Source organism: Nocardioides sp. TF02-7, assembly GCF_022437945.1.
Classification (GTDB): Bacteria; Actinomycetota; Actinomycetes; order Propionibacteriales; family Nocardioidaceae; genus Nocardioides.
Window position 1 is genome coordinate 4,481,312 of sequence record NZ_CP092535.1, and the last position, 25,281, is coordinate 4,506,592.

Sequence of the window (25,281 nt, forward strand, 5' to 3'; positions counted from 1 at the left end):
GACCCGGATCCGGCCGGGGCACCTCGTGCACGACCCCGGCGCGCCCTTTGCGCCGTGCGTGACTCTAGGCCGAAGTCCGGACGCGAATCGATGCCGGGGCGGTAACGGTTTGGTCTCGTTGGCTGGCCGGAAGGTGTCCGCCCGCCGCCCGGTCAGGCCGGGACGTCCTTCTCCGGCACCGCGTCGACCCCCGCTTCCTTCCGCTGCTCCGGGGTGATCGGCGCGGGCGCGGCCGTGAGCGGGTCGTAGCCGCCACCGGACTTCGGGAACGCGATGACGTCGCGGATCGAGTCGCTGCCGGCCAGCAGGGCGGTGATCCGGTCCCAGCCGAAGGCGATGCCGCCGTGCGGCGGGGCGCCGTACTTGAACGCCTCGAGCAGGAAGCCGAACTTCTCCTGCGCCTCGTCGGGGCCGATGCCCATCACCTCGAAGACCCGCTTCTGCACGTCCTCGCGGTGGATACGGATCGAGCCGCCGCCGATCTCGTTGCCGTTGCAGACGATGTCGTAGGCCCAGGCGAGGGCGTTGCCCGGGTCCTGGTCGAAGCCCTCGAGGTCCTGGGGCGAGGTGAACGCGTGGTGGACCGCGGTCCAGGCGCCGCTGCCGACCGCGACGTCGCCCGCCGCGGTCGCGTCGTCGGCCGGCTCGAACAGCGGGGCGTCGACCACCCAGACGAAGCTCCACGCGCTCTCGTCGATCAGGCCGCAGCGGCGACCGATCTCCAGCCGCGCGGCGCCGAGCAGGCCGCGGCTCGGCTTCGGCAGGCCGGCGGCGAAGAAGACGCAGTCGCCGGGCCGGGCGCCCACGTGGGCCGCGAGGCCGGCCTTCTCCTCCTCGGAGAGGTTCTTGGCGACCGGGCCGCCGAGCTCGCCGTCCTCCTGCACCAGCACGTAGGCCAGGCCGCGGGCACCGCGCTGCTTGGCCCACTCCTGCCAGGCGTCGAGCTGCTTGCGCGGCTGGCTGGCGCCGCCCGGCATGACCACCGCGCCGACGTACGGCGCCTGGAACACCCGGAACGGCGTGTCGGCGAAGTACTCGGTGCAGTCGACGAGCTCCTGGCCCATCCGCAGGTCGGGCTTGTCGGAGCCGTAGCGGGCCATCGCCTCGGCGTACGTGATCCGCGGGATCGGCCGCGGGACGTCGTAGCCGACCAGGCTCCAGAGGGCGGCCAGGATCTCCTCGGACAGCGCGATCACGTCGTCCTGCTCGACGAAGCTCATCTCGACGTCGAGCTGGGTGAACTCGGGCTGCCGGTCGGCACGGAAGTCCTCGTCGCGGTAGCAGCGGGCGATCTGGAAGTAGCGCTCCATGCCCGCCACCATGAGCAGCTGCTTGAACAGCTGGGGGCTCTGCGGCAGCGCGTACCAGCTGCCCGGCTGCAGCCGGGCCGGCACCAGGAAGTCGCGGGCGCCCTCGGGCGTGCTGCGGGTCAGCGTGGGCGTCTCGACCTCGACGAAGTCGCGGGCGAGCAGCACGTCGCGGGCCGCCTGGTTGACCTTGCTGCGCAGCCGGAGCGCCGCGCCGGGGCCGGTGCGGCGCAGGTCGAGGTAGCGGTGCTTGAGCCGCACCTCCTCCCCCCACCTCCACGTGGTCGCTGATCGGGAACGGCAGCGGCGCCGACGCCGAGAGCACCTCGACCTCGGCGGCCACCACCTCGACCGAGCCGGTGGGCAGGTTGGGGTTCTCGTTGCCCTCGAGCCGCGCGACCACCTCTCCGGTGACCCGCAGGCAGTACTCCGCACGGAGCGCGTGCGCGACCTCCTCGTCGCGGATCACGACCTGGACCACACCGCTCGACTCCCGGAGGTCGATGAACGCCACTCCCCCGTGATCACGCCGGTTGGCCACCCAGCCGGCGAGGGTCATGGTCTGGCCGACGTGCTCGGCGCGCAGGGCGCCGGCGTCGTGGGTGCGGATCACTGGTTCTGCTCCTTGATTCGGGGTCGGAGGTCCTCGGAGGGAGGCTGCCACGAGGCCGGGTCGGCGGCGACCTGGTTTCCGGACCGGATGTCCTTCACCTCGTGGCTCGTGGCCCCGTCGTCGCCGACGGCCGGGAACCACACGTAGGGGATGCCGCGACGCTCCGCGTTGCGGATCTGCTTGCCGAACTTCTGCGCCGACGCGGCCACCTCGCACGGGATGCCGCGGGCGCGCAGCGCGGTGGCGACGGCGTCGGAGGCCGCGCGGGTCTGCTCGTCGGACACCGCGACGTAGACGGCGCTGGGGACCTTGCGGTCCGCGGCCAGGCCGGTGCGGGCCAGCAGCGGCACGACCACCCGGCTGACGCCGAGCGAGATGCCGACGCCGGGGTAGGTGCTGCGACCGTCACTGGCCAGTGCGTCGTAGCGGCCGCCGGAGCAGATCGAGCCGAGCGACTCGTAGCCGTCGAGGCGGGTCTCGAAGACCGTGCCGGTGTAGTAGTCGAGGCCGCGGGCGATCGAGAGGTCGGCGACCAGCCGCACCCGGTCACTGACCAGGTCGGCGCACGCGCGCACCAGCTCGGCGAGCTCGGCCAACCCCTCGTCGAGCAGCTCGTGCTCGACCCCGAGCCCGCGCACAGTGGCGACGAACGAGTCGTCGGTGGCCTGGATCGTGGCCAGCCGGAGCACCCGGTCGGCGGTGTCGCCGTCGAGACCGGCCTCCTCGAGGAGCAGCGCGCGGACCTTCTCGACCGGCAGCTTGTCGAGCTTGTCGACCAGGCGCATCACCTCGTCGACGCCGCCCTCCTCCATCGGGATGCCGAGGCCGGCGTAGAAGCCCTGGATCAGCTTGCGGTTGTTGACCTGTAGCCGGAAGCCGGGGAGGAAGTCGAGGCGGGTGAGCGCGTCGACCATCACCCGGGTCACCTCGACGTCGTGGTGGAACGGCAGCACGTCACGGCCGACCACGTCGATGTCGGCCTGCGTGAACTCGCGGAACCGCCCCCTCCTGGGGCCGCTCGCCGCGCCAGGCCTTCTGGATCTGGTAGCGCCGGAACGGGAACTCCAGCTTGCCGGCGTTCTCGAGCACGTACCGCGCGAACGGCACGGTCAGGTCGAAGTGCAGGCCCAGCCCGGCGTGGCCCTCGGCCGACTCCTCGTGGAGCCGGCGCAGGAGGTAGACCTCCTTGGAGGTGTCGCCCTTGCGGAGCAGCTGGTCCAGCGGCTCGACCGCGCGGGTCTCGACCCCCGCGAAGCCGTGCAGCTCGAACGTGGCGCGCAGGGTGTCGACCACCTGCTGCTCGACGATCCGCTGTTCGGGCAGCAGCTCGGGGAAGCCGCTGAGCGGCGTCGGCCTGGCCATCGGTCAGAGGCCCCGGGTGGCTCGGGCGGCGGTGTCCCCGGTCGGGTCGAGGAGCTGCTGCAGGAACGGGTTGGTCGCGCGCTCGCGGCCGATGGACGTCTGGTCGCCGTGGCCGGGCAGCACGACGACGTCGTCGGCGAGCGGCAGCACCTTGGTCGTCAGGCTGCGCAGCATCGTCGGGTGGTCGCCGCCGGGCAGGTCGGTGCGGCCGATCGACCCGGCGAACAGGAGGTCGCCGGAGAACATGACCTCGCTGACGTCGCTGCTGGCCTCGTACGGCGTCCGGAAGGTCACCGACCCCTCGGTGTGGCCCGGGGTGTGGTCGACGACGAACCGCAGCCCGGCGAGCTCGACCGTCTGGCCGTCCCCCAGCTCGCGCACGTCGTCGGGCTCGGTGAACTCGTAGCGCCCGCCGAGGAGCATCGCGGCGCTCTCCGCCGAGAGCCCGGCCATCGGGTCGGTGAGGAGGTGCCGGTCGCCGGGGTGGATCCACGCGGTGGCGTCGTAGGTGCCGGCGACCGGGGTCACGCTCCACATGTGGTCGACGTGCCCGTGGGTGAGCAGCACCGCCACGGGCTTGAGCCGGTGCTCGCGGACCAGCTCCGCGACGCCCGGGGCGGCGTCCTTCCCGGGGTCGATGACGACGCACTCGGCCCCGGCAGAGGTGGCCGCGACGTAGCAGTTCGTGCCCCAGGGTCCTGCGGGGAAGCCGGCGATCAGCACCGAGCCAGCCTATCGGTCGGGCACCTCGGACCCGCAGCCGCCGGTGCGCGGCCGCCGTACATGACTAGCATGTGTCTCTGCTTCCCAAGGTGAGGATGGAACTGGTTGTGACGAGCACGGACTGGGGTCGGGTCGGCGACGACGGCACCGTCTTCGTGAGGACGCCCGACGGCGAGCGGCCGGTCGGTCAGATGCCCGACGCGACCCCCGAGGAGGCGCTGGCGTTCTACACCCGCCGCTACGACGCGCTCGCGCTCGAGGTCGACCTGCTGCACAAGCGGGTCAACTCCGGCGTCCTCTCCCCCGAGGAGGCGACGCAGGCGGTCAAGACGGTGCGGGCGCAGGTGACCGACGCCAACGCGGTCGGCGACCTCGCCGCGCTCGGGGCCAAGCTCGACGAGCTCGGGCCCGTGATCGCCACCCAGCGGGAGGCGCGCCGGGCCGAGAAGGCCCGCCGGCTCGGCGAGGCCCGCGAGCAGAAGGAGCGGCTCGCCTCGGAGGCCGAGCGGATCGCCTCCGGCCGCGACTGGAAGCACGGCGCCAACCGGCTCCGCGAGCTGCTCGACGAGTGGAAGCAGCTGCCGCGCATCGACAAGGCCGACGACGACGCCCTGTGGAAGCGGTTCTCCTCCGCCCGGTCGGCGTACACCAAGGCCCGCAAGGCGCACTTCGCGGAGCAGGACGAGAAGCGGGAGGCGGCCCGCGTCGTCAAGGAGCGCCTGGTCAAGGAGGCCGAGAGCCTCGCCGACTCCACCGAGTGGGGCCCCACCGCCGGCCGCTACCGCGACCTGATGCGCCAGTGGAAGGCCGCCGGGCCGGCGCCGAAGGCGGTCGACGACGAGCTGTGGAAGCGGTTCCGCGGCGCGCAGGACACCTTCTTCGGCGCACGCGACGCCGCCAACGCGGCGCTCGACGCCGAGTTCGCCGCCAACGCCGAGGTGAAGGAGCAGCTGATCGTCGAGGCCGAGGCCCTGCTGCCCGCGCTCGAGGGTCCCGACGCCGACCTCGACGCGGTCAAGCGGTCGTTCCGCGACGTCGCCGACCGCTGGGATGCCGCCGGCAAGGTCCCCCGCGACCGGGTCAAGGGAGCTCGAGGGGCGGATGCGCGCCGTCGAGAACGCGATCCGCAAGCGTGAGGACGAGCAGTGGCGGCGCTCCGACCCGGAGAAGTCCGCCCGCGCCGACGACATGGTGTCCAAGCTCGAGGCCGCCATCGCCGACATCGAGGCCCGGCTCGACAAGGCCCGCGCCGCCGGTGACGAGAAGTTGGTCCGCGAGCTCGAGGACAACCTCGAGGGCCGGCGCTCCTTCCTCGAGATGGCCCGCCGCGCCGCCGCCGACTACTCCTGACCCGGTTACTGGGTGACGCGGTAGGCGTCGAAGACGCCGGGGATGCCGCGGACGGCCTTGAGCACCGTGTCGAGGTGCTTGGCGTCGGCCATCTCGAAGGTGAAGCGGGTCTTGGCGACTCGGTCACGCGTGGTGGTGAGGTTGGCCGACAGGATGTTGAGGTGGGCGTCGGAGAGCACCATCGTGATGTCGGAGAGCAGCCGCGAGCGGTCGAGCGCCTCCACCTGGATGTTGACGAGGAACGTCGTCTGGCCGGTCGGGGCCCACTCGACCTCGAGCACCTTCTCCGGCTGTGACATCAGGTCGGCGGCATTGGTGCAGTCCTTGCGGTGGACCGACACCCCACCGCCCTTGGTGACGAAGCCGAGAATCGGGTCCGGCGGCACCGGCGTGCAGCACTTCGCGAGCTTGACCCAGACGTCCGGGGCACCCTTCACGACCACACCGGCGCCGCTGCCGGAGGAGATCCGGCTGGGCCGGCGGGGCCGGCCGGTGATCGTGACGGCCTCGGCGAGGTCCTCCTGGGCGCCCTCGTCGCCGCCGTGGATCTCGATCACCTTGCGCACGACGGTCTGCGCCCCGAGGTTGCCCTCGCCGACGGCGGCGTAGAGCGCGGGAGACGTCGGCCAGGCGGAAGTGCTCGGCGACCAGGGTCAGCGAGTCGTGGGTGAGCAGCCGCTTGAGCGGCAGCCCCTCCTTGCGCATCAGCTTGGCGATCTGGTCCTTGCCGTGCTCGATCGCCTCCTCGCGCCGCTCCTTGGTGAACCACTGCTTGATCTTGGAGCGGGCGCGCTGCGACTTCACGAAGTTGAGCCAGTCGCGCGAGGGGCCGGCGGTCGGCGACTTCGACGTGAACACCTCGACGACGTCGCCGTTCTCCAGCGTCGACTCCAGTGGCACCAGCCGCCCGTTGACCCGCGCCCCGATCGTGTGGTGGCCGACCTCGGTGTGGACGGCGTACGCGAAGTCGACGGGGGTGGACCCGGACGGCAGGGCGATCACGTCGCCGCGCGGGGTGAAGACGTAGGTCTCGGTCTGGTTGATCTCGAACCGCAGCGACTCGAGGAACTCCCCCGGGTCCTCGACCTCGCTCTGCCAGTCGAGGAGCTGGCGCACCCACGACATGTCGTCCCCGGACGGGCCGCTGCCGCCGCGCTCCTTGCTGCCCGTGTCGGCACCCGACCGGCCGTCCTCCTTGTACTTCCAGTGCGCCGCGACGCCGTACTCCGCCCGCCGGTGCATGGCGAAGGTGCGGATCTGCATCTCGACCGGCTTGCCCTGTGGGCCGATGACCGTCGTGTGCAGCGACTGGTACATGTTGAACTTCGGCATCGCGACGTAGTCCTTGAACCGGCCGAGCACCGGGTTCCACCGCGAGTGGAGGACGCCGAGGACGGCGTAGCAGTCCCGGTCCTCCTGGACCAGGATCCGGATGCCGACCAGGTCGTAGATGTCGGAGAAGTCGCGACCTCCGACGATCATCTTCTGGTAGATCGAGTAGTAGTGCTTGGGCCGGCCGGTGACGGTCGCCTTGATCTTCGCCTCGCGCAGGTCCTTCTCGACCTGGCTGATCACCTCGGCGAGGAACTGGTCGCGCGAGGGGGGCCCGCTCGGCCACCATCCGCACGATCTCGTCGTAGATCTTCGGGTGGAGAGTCGCGAACGCCAGGTCCTCGAGCTCCCACTTGATCGTGTTCATGCCGAGCCGGTGGGCGAGCGGGGCGTAGATGTCGAGCGTCTCGCGGGCGGTGCGCTCCTGGCTCTTCTGCGGCACGTAGCGCAGCGTGCGCATGTTGTGGAGCCGGTCGGCGAGCTTGATGACGAGCACCCGGATGTCGCGCGACATCGCCACGATCATCTTGCGGATGGTCTCCGCCTGGGCGGAGTCGCCGTAGACGACCTTGTCGAGCTTGGTGACGCCGTCGACCAGCCGCGCGACCTCGTCGCCGAAGTCGCGGCGGCACTCGTCGAGGGTGTACGGCGTGTCCTCGACCGTGTCGTGGAGGAGCGCGGCGACCAGGGTGGGCTCGGTCATCCCGATGCCGGCGAGGATGGTCGTCACGGCGAGCGGGTGGGTGATGTAGGGGTCGCCACTCTTGCGCATCTGGGTGCCGTGGAGGCGCTCGGCGGTGGTGTAGGCGCGCTCGAGGAGGGCCAGGTCGGCCTTGGGGTGGTTGGCGCGCACGGCCCGGAAGAGCGGCTCGAGGACCGGGTTGGAGGTCTGGCCGCGGCTGCCCATCCGGGCAAGCCGCGCGCGCATGCCCCGAGGGCCGCTCCCGGTGTCGCTGGTGACCGCCGGGACCTCCGCCGGGCGCACGGGAACCGGCCGCTGCGGGGCCCGTTCCTCGGTCATGCAGGAAGTCTAGGCGGACCGCCGGCTCACACCGTCGCCAGGGACGTCAGCCGCAGGTCCTCGATCACCGCTCGTCCGGAAAGGAAGGAGAGCTCGAGCAGCACGGCCAGCGCGACGACCTCGCCGCCGCTGCGCTCGACCAGCTCGCGGGCCGCGCGGGCGGTGCCGCCGGTGGCGAGCACGTCGTCGACGAGGAGCACCCGGTCGCCGGGGAGGATGCCGTCCTGGTGCACCTCGATCGTCGCCTCGCCGTACTCGAGGGCGTACGACGCGGCGTGGGTCTCACCGGGCAGCTTGCCCTGCTTGCGGACCGGCACGAACCCGACGTCGAGGTCGAGCGCGACCGGCGCCCCCAGGATGAACCCGCGCGCCTCGATCGCGGCGACCTTGTCGACCACCGGTCGCCCGTCGTGGCCGCGGCCCGGCTCCGCCAGGGCCGCGACGACCGCCCGGAAGCCGTCGGCGTCGGCGAGCAGCGGCGTGATGTCCTTGAACACGACCCCCGGCTCGGGGAAGTCGGGCACGTCGCGGACCAGCCGCGCGATCACCTCACCGGCCTCGGCGACCGCCGACCGCGCGTCCGGCGCCGCCACCCCGCTACCTCTTGCCGCGCTTGGAGCGCGGCTGGCGGACCGGCTGCTGCCGCCCCGAGCTCGTGCTCGGTGCGACCGGCCGGGCCTGGGTCGGGGCGACCCGGCCCTTGCCGACGGCGGCGCTCGACGACGGCCCGGTGGCCGGACGGTCGTCGTCGAGGTCCTCCCTCATCGTCGTAGAGCTCGAGCTCCGGGTCCTCGTCGCGCCCGCGGTCGGCCACCGGGAGGTCCTCGGTGAACGCCGGCACGGTGGCGTAGCGGTCGGCCAGCGCCCGCTTCTTGGCGCGCGCCCGGCGGGCCTGCTCCTTGACCTCGGTCTCGGTCGACTTGAGGTGGACCAGGATCCGCGGGGCCAGCATGACCGAGGAGTAGACGCCGGCGGCCATGCCGACGAACTGGGCAAGCGCGAGGTCCTGCAGCGAGCTGGCGCCGAGCTGGGCGGTGCTGACGTAGAGGATCGCGCCGATCGGGATCAGCGCCACGATGCTGGTGTTGATCGACCGGACCAGCGTCTGGTTGACCGCCAGGTTGGCCTCGTCGGAGTAGGACCGGGTGTTCTTGTGGAAGGTCGTGGTGTTCTCACGAACCTTGTCGAACACGACGACGGTGTCGTAGAGCGAGAAGCCGAGGATCGCCAGCACACCGGTCACGGCCGACGGCGTGACCTGGAAGCCGGACATCGCGTAGACACCGATGGTGATCGCCACGTCGTGCGCGAGCGCAGCGATCGCCGCGACCGACATCTTCCACTCGCGGAAGTAGCCCCAGATGAAGAGCATCACGAGCACGAGGAACACGACGACACCGATGAGCGCGCGCTCGGCGATCTCCGCGCCCCAGCTCGGGCCGACGTCACGCACGGAGACGTCCCGCGTCTCGTCGATCGCCGGGAAGAGGTCGACGATGATCGACCGCGCCTCCTCCTCCTCGGCGTCGTCGAGGTCCTCGGTCGTGAGCACGAGCGAGTTGCTGCCGGCCGTGGTGACGGTCGGGTTCTCGGCGTTCTCGATCTCGGCGTCGGCGACCGCCTCGCGGAGGCGGTCGGCGTCGTCCTGGTCGACGCCCTGCGCCAGGGTGACCTGGAGCTCGGTGCCGCCGGTGAACTCCACGCCGAAGTTGAGCCCCTTCACCGCGACCGCGGTGACAGCGAGCCCGACCAGCAGGACGCTGATGCCGTACCAGAGGGCACGGCGGCCCATGAAGTCGATCGACTTCCGCCCGTTGTAGAGGTCGTTGCCGAGCCTCGACATCTTGCCCATCAGGCAGCACCTCCGGCGGTCGCGGGCTTGCGGGGTTTGGGGGCGTCGATGCCCAGGGTCTCCGGGCTGAGACCGGAGAGCCGGTGGCCGGAGTTGAACGCCTTGAAGCGGGCGAGCCACGACACCATCGGCTTGGTGAACCAGAACAGCACCGCGAGGTCGATCAGCGTGGAGAGGCCGAGCGCGAAGCCGAAGCCCTTCACCGCGCCGGTGGCGAAGATGTAGAGGATCAGCGCGGCGAGCAGGTTGACGGTGTTGGCCGCGAACCGGGTCACCCGGGCACGCGCCCAGCCCGTCTCCACCGCGACCCGCATCGACTTGCCCTCGCGCATCTCGTCGCGGATCCGTTCGAAGTAGATGATGAACGAGTCCGCGACCACGCCGACCGCGATGATGAAGCCCGCGATGCCGGGCAGGGTCAGGGTGAAGCCGGCCGTCTCGCTCAGCAGGAGCACCGTGGCGTAGGTGATCGCGGCCGCGATCAGCAGGGACGCGAACACCACCGTGCCGAGGCCGCGGTAGTAGAGCAGGCAGTAGATCATCACCAGCGCGAGGCCGATGCCGCCCGCGGTGAGCCCGGCCGTCAGCTGGTCACCGGCAAGCGACGGGCCGATGTCGTCGGTGGTGGCGTCCTTCTCGAACGCGATCGGGAGCGCGCCGAACCGGAGGCTGTTGGCCAGGTCGCGGGCGGACTCCTCGGTGAAGTCACCGGTGATCCGCGACCGACCGTCGGTGATCGCGGCTTCCATGGTGGGCGCCGACAGCACCTGGCCGTCGAGCACGACGGCGAACTGGCCGCCGGACGCGACCAGCGCGCGGGAGATCGTCTCGAAGTCGTCCTCGCCGCCGGTGGAGCCCTCCGGGCGCGCCTTGCTCTTGTCGTTGCCGATGTCGAGGTTGACGCTCCACTCGACCTCACCCTGCGGGATGCCGTGGTCGGCGTCGTCGAGCTCGGTGCCCTCGATGACCGACCGGGAGAGGAGGTACTTGATGACGGCGTCGTCGTCACGGACCTCGCAGGCGACCAGCGGCTGGTCGGGGTCGTCCTCGATGTCGGCCGGCTCGGTGCCGCCGCCCTGGGTGGGGCGGACGAGGGTGCCGTCGGGGGGTGCACTGGAGCTCGTTGAAGAGCTGGACCGACTGCGGGTCGGGGCTGTTGATCCACTGCAGCTCGTCCTCGGCGGTGCGTACGCCGCCCTGGCCGCCCTCGGCGTCCTCGCCCTCCGGCGGGACGACGACGGTGCTGTCGGTCGCCGGCCCGTCGGTCGGCTGGTCGGTCGGCTGGCCGCTCGGCCCGTCGGTGGGCTGGTCGGCGTTGCCGTCCGGGGTCTCCGAGCCGGTCGGCTCCTCCGTGGCCGTGGACCGCAGGTCGAGCGGGGCGCGGCCCATCGGGACGTTGCCGCCGCCGGTGGCGCACGGGCCGGGAGCCTGGTCGGAGCACGCGACCAGCCGGAACCTCAGCTGCGCCTGCCGCTTGACGAGCTCCTCCATCTGGCGCCGGTTCTCGGTGGAGCCCGGGATCTCGACGACGATGAACTCACCGGACTGGGCGGTCACCTCCGCCTCGACGACGCCGGAGCCGTTGACGCGCTGGTCGATGATCCGGCGCGCCTCCTCGAGGCTCTCCTCGCTCGGGTTGTCGAGCGCGGTGAGCGTGATCCGGAGGCCGCCCTGCAGGTCGAGACCGAGGGAGGGCTTCCAGGTGCCGGCCATGGCGACCAGCCCGAAGAGGATCGCGACGCCTGCGAAGAACGCGATGAGGGGCGCGGCCGGGCCGCTGACGACGGGCGGCCATCTCAGCGCTCGCCTTCCTTCTGGTTGTCGTCGGAGACCTCGACGGCCTCCGGGTCGGCGATGTCCGGGGCGAGCTCGTCGGGGACGACCTGGCCGATGGCGCCGCGGGCGACCTTGATGGCGGTGCCGGGCGCGACCTCGACCATGACGTGCGCGTCGGCGGTCTCGGTGATGGTGCCGAAGATCCCGGACGTCAGGACCACCTCGTCGCCGACGGTGACCGACGCCTGGACCTGCGCGATCTGCTTCTGGCGACGCGACGCGGGTCGGATGATCAGCAACCAGAAGATCGCTGCGATCGCGACGATCCACAGGAAGGGGGCGAGCTCTGCCACCAGGAACCTCTCAAGCAGGATGCAGGGGTACGGCGCCGGGCCACCCGTTCCCGGACAGGGCCGGAGGGCAGGCGGCGGGCCGACGGGAAAGTGTAGCCGTGGCCCACACCACTCCGACGAATCGGCCCCACCCGTTGTTCCCGATCGAGCCTACTCGTCGAAGAGGGTCTGGTCAGCGGGTTCGGCCGGAGCCGGCGGCGGGGTGAGCCCGAGGTGCTCCCAGGCCGCCGGGGTGGCGATCCGGCCCCGTGGGGTGCGGGCCAGGAACCCGTTGCGGACGAGGAACGGCTCGGCGACCTCCTCGACGGTCTCGCGCTCCTCGCCCACCGCGACCGCGAGGGTGGAGACGCCGACGGGTCCCCCGCCGAAGCGGCGGCACAGCGCGTCGAGCACGGCCCGGTCGAGCCGGTCGAGGCCGAGCTGGTCGACCTCGTAGAGGTCGAGCGCTGCCTCGGCCACGGGCCGGGTGACGACGCCGTCGGCGCGCACCTGGGCGTAGTCGCGGACCCGGCGGAGCAGCCGGTTGGCGATCCGCGGGGTCCCGCGCGAGCGGGAGGCGATCTCGGCCGACCCCTCGTCGGTCAGGTCGACGCCGAGGAGGCCGGCCGAGCGGTGGACGATCCGGTCGAGGTCGGCGGGCTCGTAGAACTCGAGGTGCGCGGTGAAGCCGAACCGGTCGCGCAGCGGCCCCGGGAGCAGCCCGGCGCGGGTGGTGGCCCCGACGAGGGTGAACGGCGGGATGTCGAGCGGGATCGCGGTCGCGCCGGGCCCCTTCCCCGATCACCACGTCGACCCGGAAGTCCTCCATCGCCAGGTAGAGCATCTCCTCGGCCGGCCGTGACATCCGGTGGATCTCGTCGACGAAGAGCACCTCGCCCTCGTTGAGCCCGGAGAGGATCGCCGCCAGGTCGCCGGCGTGGGTGATCGCGGGGCCGCTGGTGAGCCGCAGCGCGGTGTTCATCTCGTGGGCGATGATCATCGCCAGGGTGGTCTTGCCCAGCCCGGGTGGTCCGGAGAGCAGCACGTGGTCGGGCGCCCGGCCGCGCTGGCGGGCGGCCTCGAGGACCAGGCCCAGCTGGTCGCGCACCCGGGCCTGGCCGACCACCTCGTCGAGGCTGCGCGGACGCAGCGCCGCCTCGACGGCACGCTCGTCGCCCTCCGCCTCGGCGGCGACGAGCGAGCGGAGGTGGGCCTCCTCGCCGGCTGCCAGGTCGTGCTCGTGCACCGGCTCAGGCCTTGCTCAGCGTGCGCAGGGCCGCCCGCAGCAGCGCCGCGACGTCCGGGGCACCGTCGGCCTCGGCCTGCGGGGCGACCGCGTCGACGGCCCGGTCGGCGTCCTTCGCCGACCAGCCGAGCCCGACCAGCCCCTGGTGGACCTGGTCGCGCCAGGCGGCCACCGGACCGGGCGCCGGCGCGGCCGAGCGGGTGCCGGTCGGGGCGCCGATGCGGTCCTTGAGCTCGAGGACGATGCGCTGCGCGCCCTTCTGCCCGATGCCCGGCACCCGGGTGAGCGTCTTGAGGTCGTCGGTGGCCACGGCGCGGCGCAGGTCGTCGGGCGACAGCACGGCGAGCATCGCCTGGGCGAGCTTGGGGCCGACGCCCGACGCGGTCTGGACCAGCTCGAAGACCGACCGCTCGTCCTCGTCGGCGAAGCCGAACAGCGTCATCGAGTCCTCGCGGACCACGAGGCTGGTGGGCAGCGTCGCCTCGGCGTCGGGACGGAGGCCGGCGAGCGTGCCGGGGGTGCAGATCAGCTCGAGGCCCACTCCCCGACGTCGACGACGGCGCTGGAGAGCGTGAGCGCGGCCACCCGGCCGCGGACGTAGGCGATCACGGGTTCATCTCCTCTTCCCTGCGGCGGCGAGGGCGGCGTCGATCCGGGCCTGCGCGCCGCCGCGCCAGATGTGGGTGATGGCGAGCGCGAGCGCGTCGGCGGCGTCGGCCGGCCGGGGGGCGGCGTCGAGCCGGAGGATCCGGGTGACCATGGCGCCCACCTGCCCCTTGTCGGCCCGGCCGTTGCCGGAGACGGCGGCCTTGACCTCGCTCGGCGTGTGCAGCGCGACCGGCAGCCCTCGGCGGGCGGCGCAGACCATGGCGACGCCGGCGGCCTGGGCCGTGCCCATGATCGTGCTGACGTCGGACCGCGCGAAGATCCGCTCGATGGCGACGGCGTCGGGGCGGTACTCGTCGAGCCGCGCCTCCAGCCCGGCCTCGATCGAGACCAGCCGCTCGGGCACCGAGAGGTCGGACGACGTCCGGATCACGCTCACGTCGACCATCCGCAGCGGTCGGCCGACCGCTCCCTCGACCACGCCGGTGCCGCACCGGGTCAGGCCGGGGTCGATCCCGAGCACCCGCATCACGCCACCCTCCCGCGTCGCCGCCTGTCGAACGTGTGTTCGCAGGCTATCGCGCGCCCCGGCGCGACCGGCGAAGGACACGCGGGGCGGGCGGCGCGTCAGGCGTCGACGGTCTCGAGGACGTCGTCGGGGATGTCGGCGTTGGAGTAGACGTTCTGCACGTCGTCGAGGTCGTCGACCGCGTCGACCAGCCGGATCACCTTCGCGGCGGCGTCGCTCTCGGACACCGGGATGTCCATCGTCGCGACGAACTGCACCTCGGCGGAGTCGTAGTCGACGCCGGCGGCCTGCAGCGCCGTCCGCACGGCCACCACGTCGCTGGCCTCCGACTGCACCTCGAACGACTCCCCGAGGTCGACGACCTCCTCGGCGCCGGCGTCGAGGGTGGCCTCGAGGACGTCGTCCTCGGTGACCTCCTTCCCCTCCTGCGCCTTGGGCACGACCACGACGCCCTTGCGGTTGAACAGCCGCGAGACCGAGCCCGGGTCGGCCATCGTGCCGCCGTTGCGGGTGACCGCGGTGCGGACCTCCATCGCGGCACGGTTGCGGTTGTCGGTGAGGCACTCGACGAGGAGGGCCACCCCCTGCGGGCCGTAGACCTCGTACATGATCGTCTCGTAGGCCACCGCGCCGCCGTCGAGCCCGCCGCCGCGCTTGACCGCCCGGTCGATGTTGTCGTTGGGGACCGACTGCTTCTTGGCCTTCTGGATGGCGTCGTAGAGGGTCGGGTTGCCGGCGGGGTCGGGACCACCGGACTTCGCGGCGACCTCGATGTTCTTGATCAGCTTGGCGAACAGCTTGCCCCGGCGGGCGTCGATGACCGCCTTCTTGTGCTTCGTGGTCGCCCACTTGGAGTGGCCTGACATCAGTCCCTCTTCCCGCAGTGCTTCGACTCGCTACCGGCGGGCGAGTCTACCGCCGGACCAGATCCAGGAAGAGCCGGTGCACCCGGCCCTCGTCGGCGACCTCGGGGTGGAAAGACGTCGCCAGCAGCCGGTCCTGGCGTACGGCGACCGGGTGGCCGGCCGCCTCGGCGAGCACCTCCACCCCGTCGCCCACCGCCTCCACCCAGGGGGCCCGGATGAAAACTGGCGTGCACCGGCTCGTCGAGCCCGGCGACGGCGAGGTCGGCCTCGAACGAGTCGACCTGGCGGCCGAACGCGTTGCGGCGCACCGTGACGTCGAGGCCGCCGACGGTCTCCTGGCCCTCGGCGCCGTCGACGATCCGGTCGGCGAGGAGGATCATCCCCGCGCAGGTGCCGAAGGCGGGCATTCCGTCCCGGACCCGCTCCCGCAGGGGGTCGAGCAGGCCGAAGGTGCGGGCGAGCTTGGCCATCGTCGTGGACTCGCCGCCCGGCAGCACGAGGCCGTCGCAGCGGGCGAGCTCCTCCGGCCGCCGTACGGAGAAGGCGTCGACGCCGAGGGCCGTCAGGACCGTCAGGTGCTCGCGGACGTCGCCCTGGAGCGCGAGGACGCCGACGGCCGGGGTCGTCACCAGCCGCGCTCGGCGAGCCGGTGCGGCTGCGGCAGCTCCTCGACGTTGATGCCGACCATCGCCTCGCCGAGCCCGCGGGAGACCTTCGCGACGACGTCGGGGTCGTCGTGGAACGTCGTCGCCTTGACGATCGCCTCGGCCCGCTGGGCCGGGTTGCCGGACTTGAAGATGCCCGAGCCGACGAAGACGCCCTCAGCGCCGAGCTGCATCATCATCGCCGCGTCGGCGGGGTGGCGATGCCGCCGGCGGTGAACAGCACGACCGGCAGCCCGCCGCTTCGCGCCACCTCGACGACCAGGTCGTACGGCGCCTGGAGCTCCTTCGCCGCGACGTACAGCTCGTCGTCCGCGAGCGACCCGAGCCGGCGGATCTCGCGGCGGATGGTGCGCATGTGGGTCACCGCGTTGGACACGTCGCCGGTGCCGGCCTCGCCCTTGGAGCGGATCATCGCCGCGCCCTCGGTGATCCGGCGCAGCGCCTCGCCGAGGTTGGTCGCCCCGCACACGAACGGCACGGTGAACGCCCACTTGTCGATGTGGTTCTCGTAGTCGGCGGGCGTGAGCACCTCGGACTCGTCGACGTAGTCGACGCCGAGGCTCTGCAGCACCTGGGCCTCGGCGAAGTGGCCGATCCGCGCCTTGGCCATCACCGGGATCGAGACGGCCTCGATGATGCCGTCGATCATGTCGGGGTCGCTCATCCGGGAGACGCCGCCCTGCGCCCGGATGTCGGCCGGCACCCGCTCCAGCGCCATCACCGCCACGGCGCCGGCGTCCTCGGCGATCTTCGCCTGCTCGGGGGTGACGACGTCCATGATGACGCCACCCTTGAGCATCTCGGCCATGCCCCGCTTGACCCGCGTGGTGCCCTGCTCGTGCTGCTCGCTCATGGCCGGATCCTAAGCCCGCCCGGCGTCGCCGGCGTCCTCCGATCCAGGAGCGGACGCCGCGTCGGCGGCGACGGCCTGGCGGTAGACCTTCACGATCCGGAAGACCACCGTGTAGGTGCTGGCCGCCGCGAGCGCCCACAGCGTGACGTACATGAGCTCGGGCAGGTCGAAGATGTCGGACAGCCCGGTCATCACCAGGATCGACACCAGCCGGTCGGACCGCTCGGCGATCCCGCCCTTGGCGTCCATCCCGAGCGACTCGGCGCGGGCCCGGGCGTAGGAGGTGACCGACCCCATCACCAGGCACCAGAGGGTGACACAGAGGTAGAGGTAGCTGTCGCCGTCGCCGGCGAAGTAGAGCGCCAGGCCGCCGAAGATCGCCCCGTCGCCGATCCGGTCGAGCGTGGAGTCCCAGAACGCGCCGAACTTCGACGTCTTCCCGGTCAGCCGCGCCATGTAGCCGTCCATCAGGTCGCTGAAGACGAACGCGGTGATGACCAGCACGCCGACCAGCAGCTCGCCCCTGGGGAAGAAGACGAGCGCAGCGGTGCTCACGCCGAGCGTGCCGACCAGCGTGACCATGTTGGGCGTCACGCCCAGCCTGATCAGCAGGTGGGCGACCGGCGACCAGAACCGGGTCCAGAAATCGCGGAAGCGCTCGAGCACGAGGGTGGAGGCTACCCCGGCCAGGCCCGGGCGAGGAGGTCGCGGGTCTCCCCCGAGCAGCTGCGGGAGGGTCTTGGTGCCGGCGACCACGGTCATGAAGTTGGCGTCGCCCGACCACCGCGGCACGACGTGCTGGTGCAGGTGGCCGGACAGCGAGCCGCCGGCGACGCCACCGAGGTTGAGGCCGACGTTGAACGCGTGCGGCTGGGAGACCTCGCGGACGGTGACCAGCGCCCGCTTGGTCAGCTCGGCCAGCTCGAGCGTCTCGGCGTCGTCGAGCTCGGTGTAGTCGGCGACGTGCCGGTAGGGCAGCACCATCAGGTGGCCGGGGTTGTAGGGGTAGAGGTTGAGCACGACGTACGCCGTGGTGCCGCGCGCCACGACCAGCTCGTCGTCGGACGACGAGGCCGGGTCGGGCGTGATCCGGCAGAACGGGCACTCGGGGCGCTCGGGGTCGGGCTCGTCCTCCTCGCCACGGACGTAGGCCATCCGGTGCGGCGTCCACAGCCGCTCCAGGCCGTCGGGGTCGGTCACGGGTCGGATTGTTGCAGCAGCCGGGCCAGGTGGGTCAGGGGGACGTCGGGCACCGGGATCCCCCGGACGGTGGCCATGCCCTCGAGCTGCACCCAGACGGTGTGGGCCAGGATGTCGGCGAAGCGGTCGGCCGGCGGCACCCGCTCGGGCCGCATGGTCCACCGCTTGACACCCGACCAGACCGAGCCGATCAGGGCGAACACCCACGGGTCCAGCCCCGCCCGGTCGTCGTCGGTGAGCTCGACGCCCACGTCGTCGAAGACGGCGGTCATCAGGACCTCGATCCGCCCGACGATCTGCTCGGTCGCCTCGGACAGGGGCCCGGCCCCGGCCCCGGCAGGTCGAGCTCGGCGAACCAGAACAGGGTGCGGTGCTCCTCCGCCCAGGTCACGAGGGCGTGGACGACCCGCCGGATCACCTCGACCGGCCGGTCGTCGTACGACAGCTGCGGCAGGAGCCGGGCGCCGAGGTCGGCGCAGATCCGCTCCTGCACCGCGCGGTCGAGCTCGGTGCGGTCGTGGAAGTGCCGGTAGATGACGGTGCGGGCGAGGCCGGCCTCGTCCGCGATCTGCTGGACCTGCACCTCGTGGCCCGGCTCCGCGCGCTCGAGCACCCGGACCGCGGCGTCGATGATCACCTGCTGGCGTGCGTGGTTGTGCTCCTGCCACCGCAACCGCCGACCGTCGCCGCCGACGACGTCGTCGTGCCGTCCGGCCATCCCGCTCCCCCGCTCCTAGTACTGGTGGAACCAGCGGCCGAGGTCGGCCGAGATGCCGGGACAGGTGATGTTGTGGTCGCGGCTGTCGGCGACCCACTGGCCCATGACGGCGAGCCCGCCCTGGATCGACCAGTCGGACTCGCACCGCGCCAGCGCCTCGTCGCGCGAGGTCTGGCCGGCCGCCCGCCACTCGGGGACGCCGCCGAGCCGGAAGTCGCCGACCACGACGTCCCACAGGTACGGCGTGGAGTAGACGCCGATGTCCATGCCGGCGTCGGCGTAGCCGCGGGCGACGCCCTCGACGACCGCCGCGTTGGCGGCCTTGTCGTCGCTCCACTCGAACGACGGCACCGGCTCGACGTCGATCCAGACGACCGGCGAGGTGAGACCGGCCTCCGACATCGAGTCCAGGTTGAACCGCGCCTGCTGGTAGCCGGCGTTCTTCAGCCGCCCCAGCCGGTCCTGGGCCGGGTAGGGGCCGTCCCAGCCGTAGGTCTCCAGGGTGGCGCGGTCGGGGAAGCTGGTGACGGCGTACGCCGCCGCCATCAGGCCGCGCTCGCGCACCCACGCCACCTGGTCGGCCAGGCACGGGTTGGGCGTGAACGCGGGGCCGTTGGTCAGGCCGATGACGACGAACTCGGCCTCCTCGACCGGCATCGGCAGCCCGAGGGTGCGCTTCTCCGGGATGCCCATGCCCTTCGGGCACTGCGGCCAGCTGACGTCAGCACCCTGCACCGGCTCGAGACGGGCCGGGATCTCTCCCTGCTCGCCGGCGAGGTCCTCGGCCATCTCGGCCAGGTCGCTCGCGTCCTCGCCGGGCTGGCCCGCGTCGCCCTGCTTGTCGAGGTCGCGGCGCCGGGTCGGGCTCTCGGACGGGGTCGGCGACGCGGTCGCGGCCGGGCCGTCGTCGGCTCCGCTCCCGGGGTCGTCGTCGGCACAGGCGCCGAGGAGCGACAGCAGCACCCCCGCCGCCGCGGTGGCCGCCGCCCCCCGGAGCCGCACCGTCGTCAGACCTGCTCGCGGGAGGCGATCGCGGCCGTCACCCGCTCGATCGCCTCCGCCACCGGGACGCCGTTGTCCTGGCGCCCGTCGCGGTAGCGGAACGACACCGCTCCGGCCTCGACGTCCTGGTCGCCCGCGATCACCATGAACGGCACCTTCTGCAGCTGCGCGGTTGCGGATCTTCTTCTGCATCCGGTCGTCGGAGTCGTCGACCTCGACCCGGATGCCGCGCGCCCGGAGCTGCCCGGCGACGTCGGCCAGGTAGTCGTTGTGCCGCTCGGCGATCGGGATGCCCTGGACCTGCACCGGGGCGAGCCACGGAGGGAACGCGCCGGCGTAGTGCTCGACGAGGACGCCGATGAACCGCTCGATCGACCCGAACTTGGCCGAGTGGATCATCACCGGCTGCTTCCGGGTGCCGTCCGCGGCGGCGTACTCGAGCTCGAAGCCCTTGGGCTGGTTGAAGTCGTACTGGATCGTCGACATCTGCCAGGTGCGGCCGATGGCGTCGCGCGCCTGCACCGACACCTTGGGGCCGTAGTAGGCGGCGCCGCCGGGGTCGGGCACCAGCTCGAGGCCGGTCTCCTTGCAGACGTCCTCGAGCACCTGCGTGGCGACCGCCCACTCCTCGTCGCTGCCGACGAACTTGTCCGGCTTGGAGTCGTCGCGCGTGGAGAGCTCGAGGTAGTAGTCGTCGAGGCCGAAGTCGCGCAGCAGGCCGAGGATGAACCCGAGCAGGTGCCGGATCTCGTCAGGAGCCTGCTCCGGGGTCACGTAGGAGTGCGAGTCGTCCTGGGCGAACCCGCGCACCCGGGTCAGGCCGTGGATCACACCGGACTTCTCGTAGCGGTAGACGTGCCCGAACTCGAACAGCCGCAGCGGCAGCTCGCGGTAGGAGCGCCCGCGCGACCGGAAGATCAGGTTGTGCATCGGGCAGTTCATGGCCTTGAGGTAGTAGTTCGCGCCCTCGAACTCCATGGGCGGGAACATCCCGTCGGCGTAGTAGGGCAGGTGCCCGGAGAGGTGGAACGTCCCCTCCTTGGAGATGTGGGGCGTGCCGACGTACTCGAAGCCCTCCTCGATGTGGCGCTGGCGGACGTAGTCCTCCATCACCCGCTTGATCACGCCGCCCTTGGGGGTGGAAGACGGGCAGGCCGGAGCCGATCTCGTCGGGGAAGCTGAACAGGTCGAGGTCGCGGCCGAGCTTGCGGTGGTCGCGCTTCTCGGCCTCCTCGAGCCGGTGCAGGTAGCCGTCGAGCGCCTCCTTCGACTCCCAGGCGGTGCCGTAGACGCGCTGCAGCTGCTTGTTCTTCTCGTCGCCCCGCCAGTACGCCGCGGCGGAGCGCATCAGCTTGAACGCGGGGATCCGCTTGGTGGTCGGCAGGTGCGGGCCGCGGCAGAGGTCCTTCCAGGCGACCTCGCCGTTGCGGCCGATGTTGTCGTAGATCGTGAGCTCGCCGGCACCGACCTCCGCGCCGGCGCCCTCGGCGGCGTCCGCGGCGCTGCCCTTCAGCCCGATCAGCTCGAGCTTGTACGGCTCGTCGGCGAGCTCGACGCGGGCGTCGTCGTCGGTGGTGACCCGGCGGGAGAACCGCTGGTTCTCCTTGATGATCTTGCGCATCCGGGTCTCGATCTTGGCGAGGTCGTCCGGGGTGAACGGCGTCTCGACGTCGAAGTCGTAGTAGAAGCCGTCCCTGATCGGCGGCCCGATGCCGAGCTTGGCGTCCGGGTAGAGGTCCTGCACGGCCTGCGCCAGCACGTGGGCGCAGGAGTGGCGGAGGATGTCGTGCCCGTCGGGGCTGTCGATCGGGACGCTCTCCACCTCGTCGCCGTCCCGCAGCTCGTAGGACAGGTCCTTCAGGTCGCCGCCGACCCGCGCGGCGACCACCTGCGGGTCGTCCGTGAACAGCTCCCACGCCTTGGTGCCGGTCGTGGTGGTCTGCTCCAGCCGCTCACCGGCGTGGACGCGGACGACCTTGATCTCGGACACGGGGGCTCCTCGGGTTGGTGGCGAACGGCCGGTCGCGGCCGGAGGTCGATCGTATCGACCGGCCCCGCGGACCGCGCGGGACATACTGCTCCTGTGGCCGTGCTCATCGACCCGCCGTCCGTGCCCTGGCGCGGACGCCTCTGGTCCCACCTCGTCTCGGACACGTCGTACGAGGAGCTGCACGTGTTCGCCGCCGCACTCGGTGTGCCGCGGCGCGCGTTCGACCGCGACCACTACGACGTACCGGCCGAGGTCTACGACGCCGCGCTCGCGGCCGGCGCCGAGCCCGTCCGGAGCCGGGAGCTCGTGCGCCGGCTGCACGCCGCCGGGCTGCGGCGGCGCAAGAGCGCCTGAGGTCGCTCTCGGTCCGGGGAACGGCAGAACCCCGCCGGTCGGCGGACCGGCGGGGTTTCTCGAGGTGGGCGATACTGGGTTCGAACCAGTGACCTCTTCGGTGTGAACGAAGCGCGCTACCACTGCGCCAATCGCCCGGAGCGGCCATGCCGACCGCGATCGGAGACTTTAACGCATCCCCGGCCGGCGTTCACATCGTGGGCGTCGTCAGCAGCTCCGGCTCCCGCTGGCGCCACACGTCCATCGCCCGGCGGGTCACCGGCCCGGGCGCCGGCAGCTCCCGGTCGTCCCAGCGGTGGACGCCCTGCACGTCGCGGGTCGTGGAGACGAGGATGACCTCGTCGGCCGCGGCAGCGACCGCGAGCGGCTCGTCGACCTCGGTGCCGCCGAACCAGTCGAGCAGCAGCCGGCGGGTCACGCCGGGGAGGCAGCCGCTGGCAAGGGTCGGGGTGCGCAGCTCACCGCCGACGACGTAGAAGACGTTGGTCGACGTGCCCTCGCAGAGGTGACCGGCGACGTCGGAGAACACCGCCTCGTCGGCCCCGCGCCGCCGGGCGTGGGCCAGGGCGACCACGTTCTCGGCGTACGCCGTCGACTTCCAGGCCCACCAGCGCGCCCCGCTCGTTGCGGGGCCACGGCACGGTCGCGACCGCGGCCGTCGGCGCCGGCGGCGCGAGCGGCCCGGCCGCCACGGTGACGGTGGGGCCGGCCGACACGGTGATCCGGAGCCGGCCGAGCGGCGGCTGCCCGCCCTGGAGCGCGACCGCGACCTCCCGGCGTACGACCGCCTCGTCGACCTCCCCGAGCCCCGCCATCTCCGCGCCGCTCGCCAGCCGCTCGAGGTGCAGGTCGAGCGCGAACGGCCGCCCCCCGACGACCTTGACCGTCTCGAAGACCGCATCGCCCGGCCCGAGGGCCGGGCGGGGTTCCTCGGGTGCACGGCGTCAGGGTAGGGCGCCGGGGCGTGGGGTGGGGCGGCGTCGGCAGTGGGGGCGTGGGTGGGGGCGGGCGGCGCGGGGTCCGGGGGGACGCGGCCGCCGGGACGCTGACGTGACGGGCAAAACCTCCACTTGTCCGGCATTGCTTTGCCCGACATGTTGAGGTTTCCCCGGTCGACCGGGGAAACCTCACGTCGCCGGAGCCCCGCACTCCCCCCACGCCGCCCCGACCGGACCCCCATTTTGTTGCTGAAGTGACCATGGGCTACTGTTCTCACCGCGCCGCAGCCCCCGGGCTGCGCAACGCAGGCGGACGTAGCTCAGTTGGTAGAGCGCAACCTTGCCAAGGTTGAGGTCGCGAGTTCGAGCCTCGTCGTCCGCTCGGAGAGGTCAGTTCCACTGGCCGACCTGAGGTCGGTAAGAACCGGCAGGTTTCTTGGGGGCCTGGCCTCCGCGGTGGGTTGGCCGAGAGGCGAGGCAACGGACTGCAAATCCGTCTACACGGGTTCAAATCCCGTACCCACCTCGTCGCACAACTCCACACGGGCGATTGGCGCAGCGGTAGCGCGCTTCCTTGACACGGAAGAGGTCACTGGTTCAAACCCAGTATCGCCCACCAGTAGCACCGCAGGTGAGAGGCCGGTTTCCAAGTCTGGAACCGGCCTCGTCCCTTTCTCTGTGCCCGAGAGGGCGACGTTACCCATCGTCCAGCGGGACGTCGTCTGCCGCCCACGTAGCCCATCTTGGGGACCCGCCCGGTTCACACACCGGAATCGCGTTCGGCTCCACATACTGCGAACAGGCCAGGCACCGCCCGTCCCCCGGGCCTGGCTCAGCCCCGCATCCTCGGGATCCCCACCCTCGGGGATGCGGGGCGCCCCCACCGGACGGTGCGGAGGTCCCGTCCCCTCCTCGGACCCCGACTCACCCCTGACCAGCTCATCGACGCTGCCAGCGCCCCGGAGACCGGACAGTGTCGTGGTCGGGCCTCGGCGACGGCGGGGTCGATGGTCGCGAGTTCTCGAAAACGCACCCTCGCACGTGCACGCGCGCTACGGCATGCTGTCGCTCGAGGCCCTGAAAGGTGGATCCGGTGGCACGCAATGGCTACGGCTTCGGCAACTTCGTCCTCGACGCCATCCTGACCCTCGTCACCGGGGGACTGTGGCTGATCTGGATCTTCGTACGAGAGATGCGTCGTCGCTGAGCATCAGAGGACTCAGCGCCGGTGCGGAGGCAGGCCGGTTCCCCTCCTCCGCGCAAACGCGTCGACCGAGTCGCGTCTCACACACACCGCCGCCCCCTCGTGTGCGTGGTGAGCCCGCGCCCGGGTACCGGAGGGTCCACCAGTACCCGACGAAGCGAGGGGGACGACCCGTGGCTCTCAAGAACCAGCTGGGCAAGATCAAGGACGTGGCCGCCGGAGCCGCGAAGGTCCCGGTGACCGCGGTCGGGTCGGCGGTCGGCCTGGCGAAGGGGGCGGCCGCCGCCGTCGGGCGGAGCAAGGACGACAGAGACGACCGGGACGACAAGGACGACGACCCGACGCGCGCCACCCCGGAGGACACCACCCCGCAGGACACCGCCGCGGAGCCCACCGAGGAGCCGGCCACCGCCACGACGGACGACAGCACCGGCTCGCGGCCGGAGCCGGTGAACGTCACCGAGGAGCTCGGCCTCGACCCGGCGCCGGTCGACAAGCCGAAGCCCTCCAAGGAGGCGGCCACGAGCAAGCCGACGACGGCCATCGACGCCGCCGCCGACCCGAGCAAGGTCGACGTCACGCCGGCCGACGTCGCCGAGGCCGTCGCCAAGGACGCCGGGCAGGAGTCCGACGACTAGCTCGTCGGCTCAGCCGACCCGCGCAACCGGCTGCCGCAGGATCGTCCGGAGGCGGGACGGCTCCACCCGTCGCGGGTCGCTCAGGTAGATCTCGTGGTGCCGGCCCGTCATCCGCAGGCCGGCCTCGGGAATGAAGCGGTCGTGCAGGTCGGCCAGGGTCGCGGTCTCGTCGTCGTAGGAGCCGACGTGCAGCGTCTGGACGCACAGGCCCTCGTCCAGGAGCTCCAGGCGGACCTCGTCGAGAGGTGCCGGCCGGTCACCGGCGGCGACGGCGGCCAGGGCGGCGTCGACCATGTCATCCGCGACCCAGTCGGGGACCATCAGCATCGCGGTCCACTCCCACCGTGACTTGTCCCGCGCGGAGGTGAACGCCGCCATGTCGTCGGCCCACCACAGCGCCTCGAGCGGCGGCACGACGTAGTCGCGCCCGAGCTCCCGCTTGCTGGCGAACTTCAGCCGGTAGGCCACCGGGTAGAGCGCCGCGAGCGCGTCGGCGTACTCCTGCGCCGTGTTGGGGTCGCCGCGCCCGTCGACCGCCAGGTAGCGCATCGGCGGGACCTCCAGCACGCGGAACTCCCCCGCCCGCGCCCGGTAGGAGTCGAGCGTCTTCTTGAAGTCGGTCTTCGCCGCCGCCTCAGCCACGCCGCCATTGAAGCAGCGCGGCCCGACAGCGCCCCAGCGGCGCGGAGCGGGCAGCGCGAAGCTGTGGAAACCGCCTCCGCGCGATCGCGGATCCCGCCATGCTCCCGCTGGACCGGTCAGCACGACACGCACCGGACGCAACCTCCGGGGCGGTCTACGTGT

Annotated in this window: 19 protein-coding genes, 4 tRNA genes and 8 pseudogenes; 7 read left to right on the forward strand and 24 right to left on the reverse strand. The window is 72.0% G+C overall.

Features of this window, described 5'->3' with window-relative positions:
- Positions 1-152: 152 nt before the first annotated feature.
- The 3 genes and pseudogenes from aspS to MF408_RS23300 form a co-directional block, all read right to left on the reverse strand.
- A pseudogene (gene aspS, locus MF408_RS23285) lies at positions 153-1,920 on the reverse strand (aspartate--tRNA ligase).
- Positions 1,917-3,282: pseudogene (hisS, locus tag MF408_RS23295) on the reverse strand (histidine--tRNA ligase). Before hisS ends, aspS begins: the two co-directional pseudogenes overlap by 4 nt.
- A 3-nt stretch (positions 3,283-3,285) precedes the next feature.
- Complete coding sequence (locus MF408_RS23300; protein ID WP_240249585.1) at positions 3,286-4,005, reverse strand: MBL fold metallo-hydrolase; 720 nt, start codon at positions 4,003-4,005, stop codon at positions 3,286-3,288.
- 95 nt (positions 4,006-4,100) lie between these two features.
- On the opposite strand from MF408_RS23300, the gene MF408_RS23305 reads away from it, so the two are divergent.
- A complete protein-coding gene (locus tag MF408_RS23305) occupies positions 4,101-5,141 on the forward strand; it encodes a DUF349 domain-containing protein (RefSeq protein WP_345893801.1) in 1,041 nt (346 codons plus the stop codon).
- Positions 5,107-5,355: a hypothetical protein gene (locus MF408_RS27470; protein WP_345893802.1), complete on the forward strand. Its 249-nt coding sequence runs from the start codon at positions 5,107-5,109 to the stop codon at positions 5,353-5,355. The genes MF408_RS23305 and MF408_RS27470 overlap by 35 nt, the downstream gene beginning before the upstream one ends.
- Positions 5,356-5,360: 5 nt before the next feature.
- Here the strand turns inward: MF408_RS27470 and MF408_RS23310 are convergent.
- The 17 genes and pseudogenes from MF408_RS23310 to thrS form a co-directional block, all read right to left on the reverse strand.
- A pseudogene (locus tag MF408_RS23310) lies at positions 5,361-7,712 on the reverse strand (bifunctional (p)ppGpp synthetase/guanosine-3',5'-bis(diphosphate) 3'-pyrophosphohydrolase).
- A gap of 22 nt (positions 7,713-7,734) precedes the next feature.
- Positions 7,735-8,301 carry an adenine phosphoribosyltransferase gene (locus MF408_RS23315; RefSeq protein ID WP_240249586.1) on the reverse strand — a complete coding sequence of 189 codons (567 nt, stop codon included), beginning with the start codon at positions 8,299-8,301 and terminating at the stop codon, positions 7,735-7,737.
- The gene (gene secF, locus MF408_RS23320) at positions 8,253-9,560 is read right to left on the reverse strand and encodes a protein translocase subunit SecF (RefSeq protein ID WP_240249587.1); all 1,308 of its coding nucleotides are present in this window, start codon (positions 9,558-9,560) and stop codon (positions 8,253-8,255) included. The genes MF408_RS23315 and secF overlap by 49 nt, the downstream gene beginning before the upstream one ends.
- Entirely contained in the window at positions 9,560-10,612 is a 1,053-nt protein-coding gene (gene secD / locus MF408_RS23325) for a protein translocase subunit SecD (RefSeq protein ID WP_345893978.1), read from the reverse strand. The genes secF and secD overlap by 1 nt, the downstream gene beginning before the upstream one ends.
- On the reverse strand, positions 10,566-11,273 hold the full coding sequence (locus MF408_RS23330) for a hypothetical protein (protein WP_240249588.1): 708 nt from the start codon (positions 11,271-11,273) through the stop codon (positions 10,566-10,568). The genes secD and MF408_RS23330 overlap by 47 nt, the downstream gene beginning before the upstream one ends.
- An 83-nt stretch (positions 11,274-11,356) precedes the next feature.
- Positions 11,357-11,689 (reverse strand): preprotein translocase subunit YajC, encoded by a 333-nt coding sequence (gene yajC / locus MF408_RS23335; protein ID WP_240249589.1) that lies wholly within the window; start codon positions 11,687-11,689, stop codon positions 11,357-11,359.
- Between the two features lie 150 nt (positions 11,690-11,839).
- Positions 11,840-12,899: pseudogene (gene ruvB, locus MF408_RS23340) on the reverse strand (Holliday junction branch migration DNA helicase RuvB).
- Between the two features lie 19 nt (positions 12,900-12,918).
- A pseudogene (ruvA, locus tag MF408_RS23345) lies at positions 12,919-13,523 on the reverse strand (Holliday junction branch migration protein RuvA).
- Positions 13,524-13,527: 4 nt separating this feature from the next.
- Complete coding sequence (gene ruvC / locus MF408_RS23350; protein WP_240249590.1) at positions 13,528-14,049, reverse strand: crossover junction endodeoxyribonuclease RuvC; 522 nt, start codon at positions 14,047-14,049, stop codon at positions 13,528-13,530.
- Between the two features lie 98 nt (positions 14,050-14,147).
- Positions 14,148-14,915, reverse strand: a complete 768-nt coding sequence (locus tag MF408_RS23355) for a YebC/PmpR family DNA-binding transcriptional regulator (RefSeq protein WP_240249591.1) — start codon at positions 14,913-14,915, stop codon at positions 14,148-14,150.
- Positions 14,916-14,961: 46 nt separating this feature from the next.
- Positions 14,962-15,547, reverse strand: a pseudogene (pdxT, locus tag MF408_RS23360) (pyridoxal 5'-phosphate synthase glutaminase subunit PdxT).
- Positions 15,541-16,433: pseudogene (gene pdxS, locus MF408_RS23365) on the reverse strand (pyridoxal 5'-phosphate synthase lyase subunit PdxS). Before pdxS ends, pdxT begins: the two co-directional pseudogenes overlap by 7 nt.
- A gap of 9 nt (positions 16,434-16,442) precedes the next feature.
- On the reverse strand, positions 16,443-17,633 hold the full coding sequence (gene pgsA / locus MF408_RS27475; RefSeq protein WP_345893803.1) for a phosphatidylinositol phosphate synthase: 1,191 nt from the start codon (positions 17,631-17,633) through the stop codon (positions 16,443-16,445).
- Positions 17,630-17,905: a hypothetical protein gene (locus MF408_RS23380; protein WP_240249592.1), complete on the reverse strand. Its 276-nt coding sequence runs from the start codon at positions 17,903-17,905 to the stop codon at positions 17,630-17,632. The genes pgsA and MF408_RS23380 overlap by 4 nt, the downstream gene beginning before the upstream one ends.
- Positions 17,905-18,351, reverse strand: a complete 447-nt coding sequence (locus tag MF408_RS23385) for a TetR family transcriptional regulator (RefSeq protein ID WP_240249593.1) — start codon at positions 18,349-18,351, stop codon at positions 17,905-17,907. The genes MF408_RS23380 and MF408_RS23385 overlap by 1 nt, the downstream gene beginning before the upstream one ends.
- A 15-nt stretch (positions 18,352-18,366) precedes the next feature.
- Positions 18,367-19,353, reverse strand: a complete 987-nt coding sequence (locus tag MF408_RS23390; RefSeq protein WP_240249594.1) for a hypothetical protein — start codon at positions 19,351-19,353, stop codon at positions 18,367-18,369.
- 5 nt (positions 19,354-19,358) lie between these two features.
- Positions 19,359-21,301, reverse strand: a pseudogene (gene thrS, locus MF408_RS23395) (threonine--tRNA ligase).
- A 135-nt stretch (positions 21,302-21,436) separates the two neighbouring features.
- Between thrS and MF408_RS23400 the strand changes: the two are divergent.
- On the forward strand, positions 21,437-21,697 hold the full coding sequence (locus tag MF408_RS23400; RefSeq protein WP_240249595.1) for a DUF4031 domain-containing protein: 261 nt from the start codon (positions 21,437-21,439) through the stop codon (positions 21,695-21,697).
- A 65-nt stretch (positions 21,698-21,762) separates the two neighbouring features.
- Here the strand turns inward: MF408_RS23400 and MF408_RS23405 are convergent.
- From MF408_RS23405 to MF408_RS26225, 3 genes are all read right to left on the reverse strand, one after another.
- Positions 21,763-21,834: transfer RNA gene (locus MF408_RS23405), tRNA-Val, on the reverse strand.
- 53 nt (positions 21,835-21,887) lie between these two features.
- Complete coding sequence (locus tag MF408_RS26220) at positions 21,888-22,271, reverse strand: aminotransferase class IV (protein ID WP_275693282.1); 384 nt, start codon at positions 22,269-22,271, stop codon at positions 21,888-21,890.
- Positions 22,156-22,545, reverse strand: a complete 390-nt coding sequence (locus tag MF408_RS26225; RefSeq protein WP_275693526.1) for a hypothetical protein — start codon at positions 22,543-22,545, stop codon at positions 22,156-22,158. The genes MF408_RS26220 and MF408_RS26225 overlap by 116 nt, the downstream gene beginning before the upstream one ends.
- Before the next feature lie 399 nt (positions 22,546-22,944).
- Between MF408_RS26225 and MF408_RS23415 the strand changes: the two genes are divergently transcribed.
- The 4 genes from MF408_RS23415 to MF408_RS23430 all read left to right on the forward strand — a co-directional run bounded on the left by MF408_RS23415 (position 22,945) and on the right by MF408_RS23430 (position 24,477).
- Positions 22,945-23,017: transfer RNA gene (locus tag MF408_RS23415), tRNA-Gly, on the forward strand.
- A gap of 73 nt (positions 23,018-23,090) precedes the next feature.
- Positions 23,091-23,161, forward strand: a tRNA-Cys gene (locus MF408_RS23420).
- Positions 23,162-23,179: 18 nt separating this feature from the next.
- Positions 23,180-23,254: transfer RNA gene (locus MF408_RS23425), tRNA-Val, on the forward strand.
- A gap of 758 nt (positions 23,255-24,012) precedes the next feature.
- Positions 24,013-24,477, forward strand: coding sequence for a hypothetical protein (locus MF408_RS23430; RefSeq protein ID WP_240249596.1), 465 nt, complete (start codon positions 24,013-24,015; stop codon positions 24,475-24,477).
- 9 nt (positions 24,478-24,486) lie between these two features.
- On the opposite strand, the gene MF408_RS23435 is transcribed toward MF408_RS23430, so the two are convergent.
- A complete protein-coding gene (locus MF408_RS23435; RefSeq protein WP_240249597.1) occupies positions 24,487-25,119 on the reverse strand; it encodes a GyrI-like domain-containing protein in 633 nt (210 codons plus the stop codon).
- Between the last annotated feature and the right edge of the window lie 162 nt (positions 25,120-25,281).

What these genes read in the sequence shown, in the direction of transcription:
- MF408_RS23385 (WP_240249593.1), bottom strand. Translation starts at nt 18,351, where the DNA reads ATGGCCGGACGGCACGACGACGTCGTCGGCGGCGACGGTCGGCGGTTG.
- MF408_RS23330 (WP_240249588.1), bottom strand. Translation starts at nt 11,273, where the DNA reads ATGGCCGGCACCTGGAAGCCCTCCCTCGGTCTCGACCTGCAGGGCGGC.
- MF408_RS23380 (WP_240249592.1), bottom strand. Translation starts at nt 17,905, where the DNA reads ATGACCGCCGTCTTCGACGACGTGGGCGTCGAGCTCACCGACGACGAC.
- MF408_RS23305 (WP_345893801.1), top strand. Translation starts at nt 4,101, where the DNA reads ATGGAACTGGTTGTGACGAGCACGGACTGGGGTCGGGTCGGCGACGAC.
- MF408_RS27470 (WP_345893802.1), top strand. Translation starts at nt 5,107, where the DNA reads ATGCGCGCCGTCGAGAACGCGATCCGCAAGCGTGAGGACGAGCAGTGG.
- ruvC (WP_240249590.1), bottom strand. Translation starts at nt 14,049, where the DNA reads ATGCGGGTGCTCGGGATCGACCCCGGCCTGACCCGGTGCGGCACCGGC.
- MF408_RS23355 (WP_240249591.1), bottom strand. Translation starts at nt 14,915, where the DNA reads ATGTCAGGCCACTCCAAGTGGGCGACCACGAAGCACAAGAAGGCGGTC.
- secF (WP_240249587.1), bottom strand. Translation starts at nt 9,560, where the DNA reads ATGGGCAAGATGTCGAGGCTCGGCAACGACCTCTACAACGGGCGGAAG.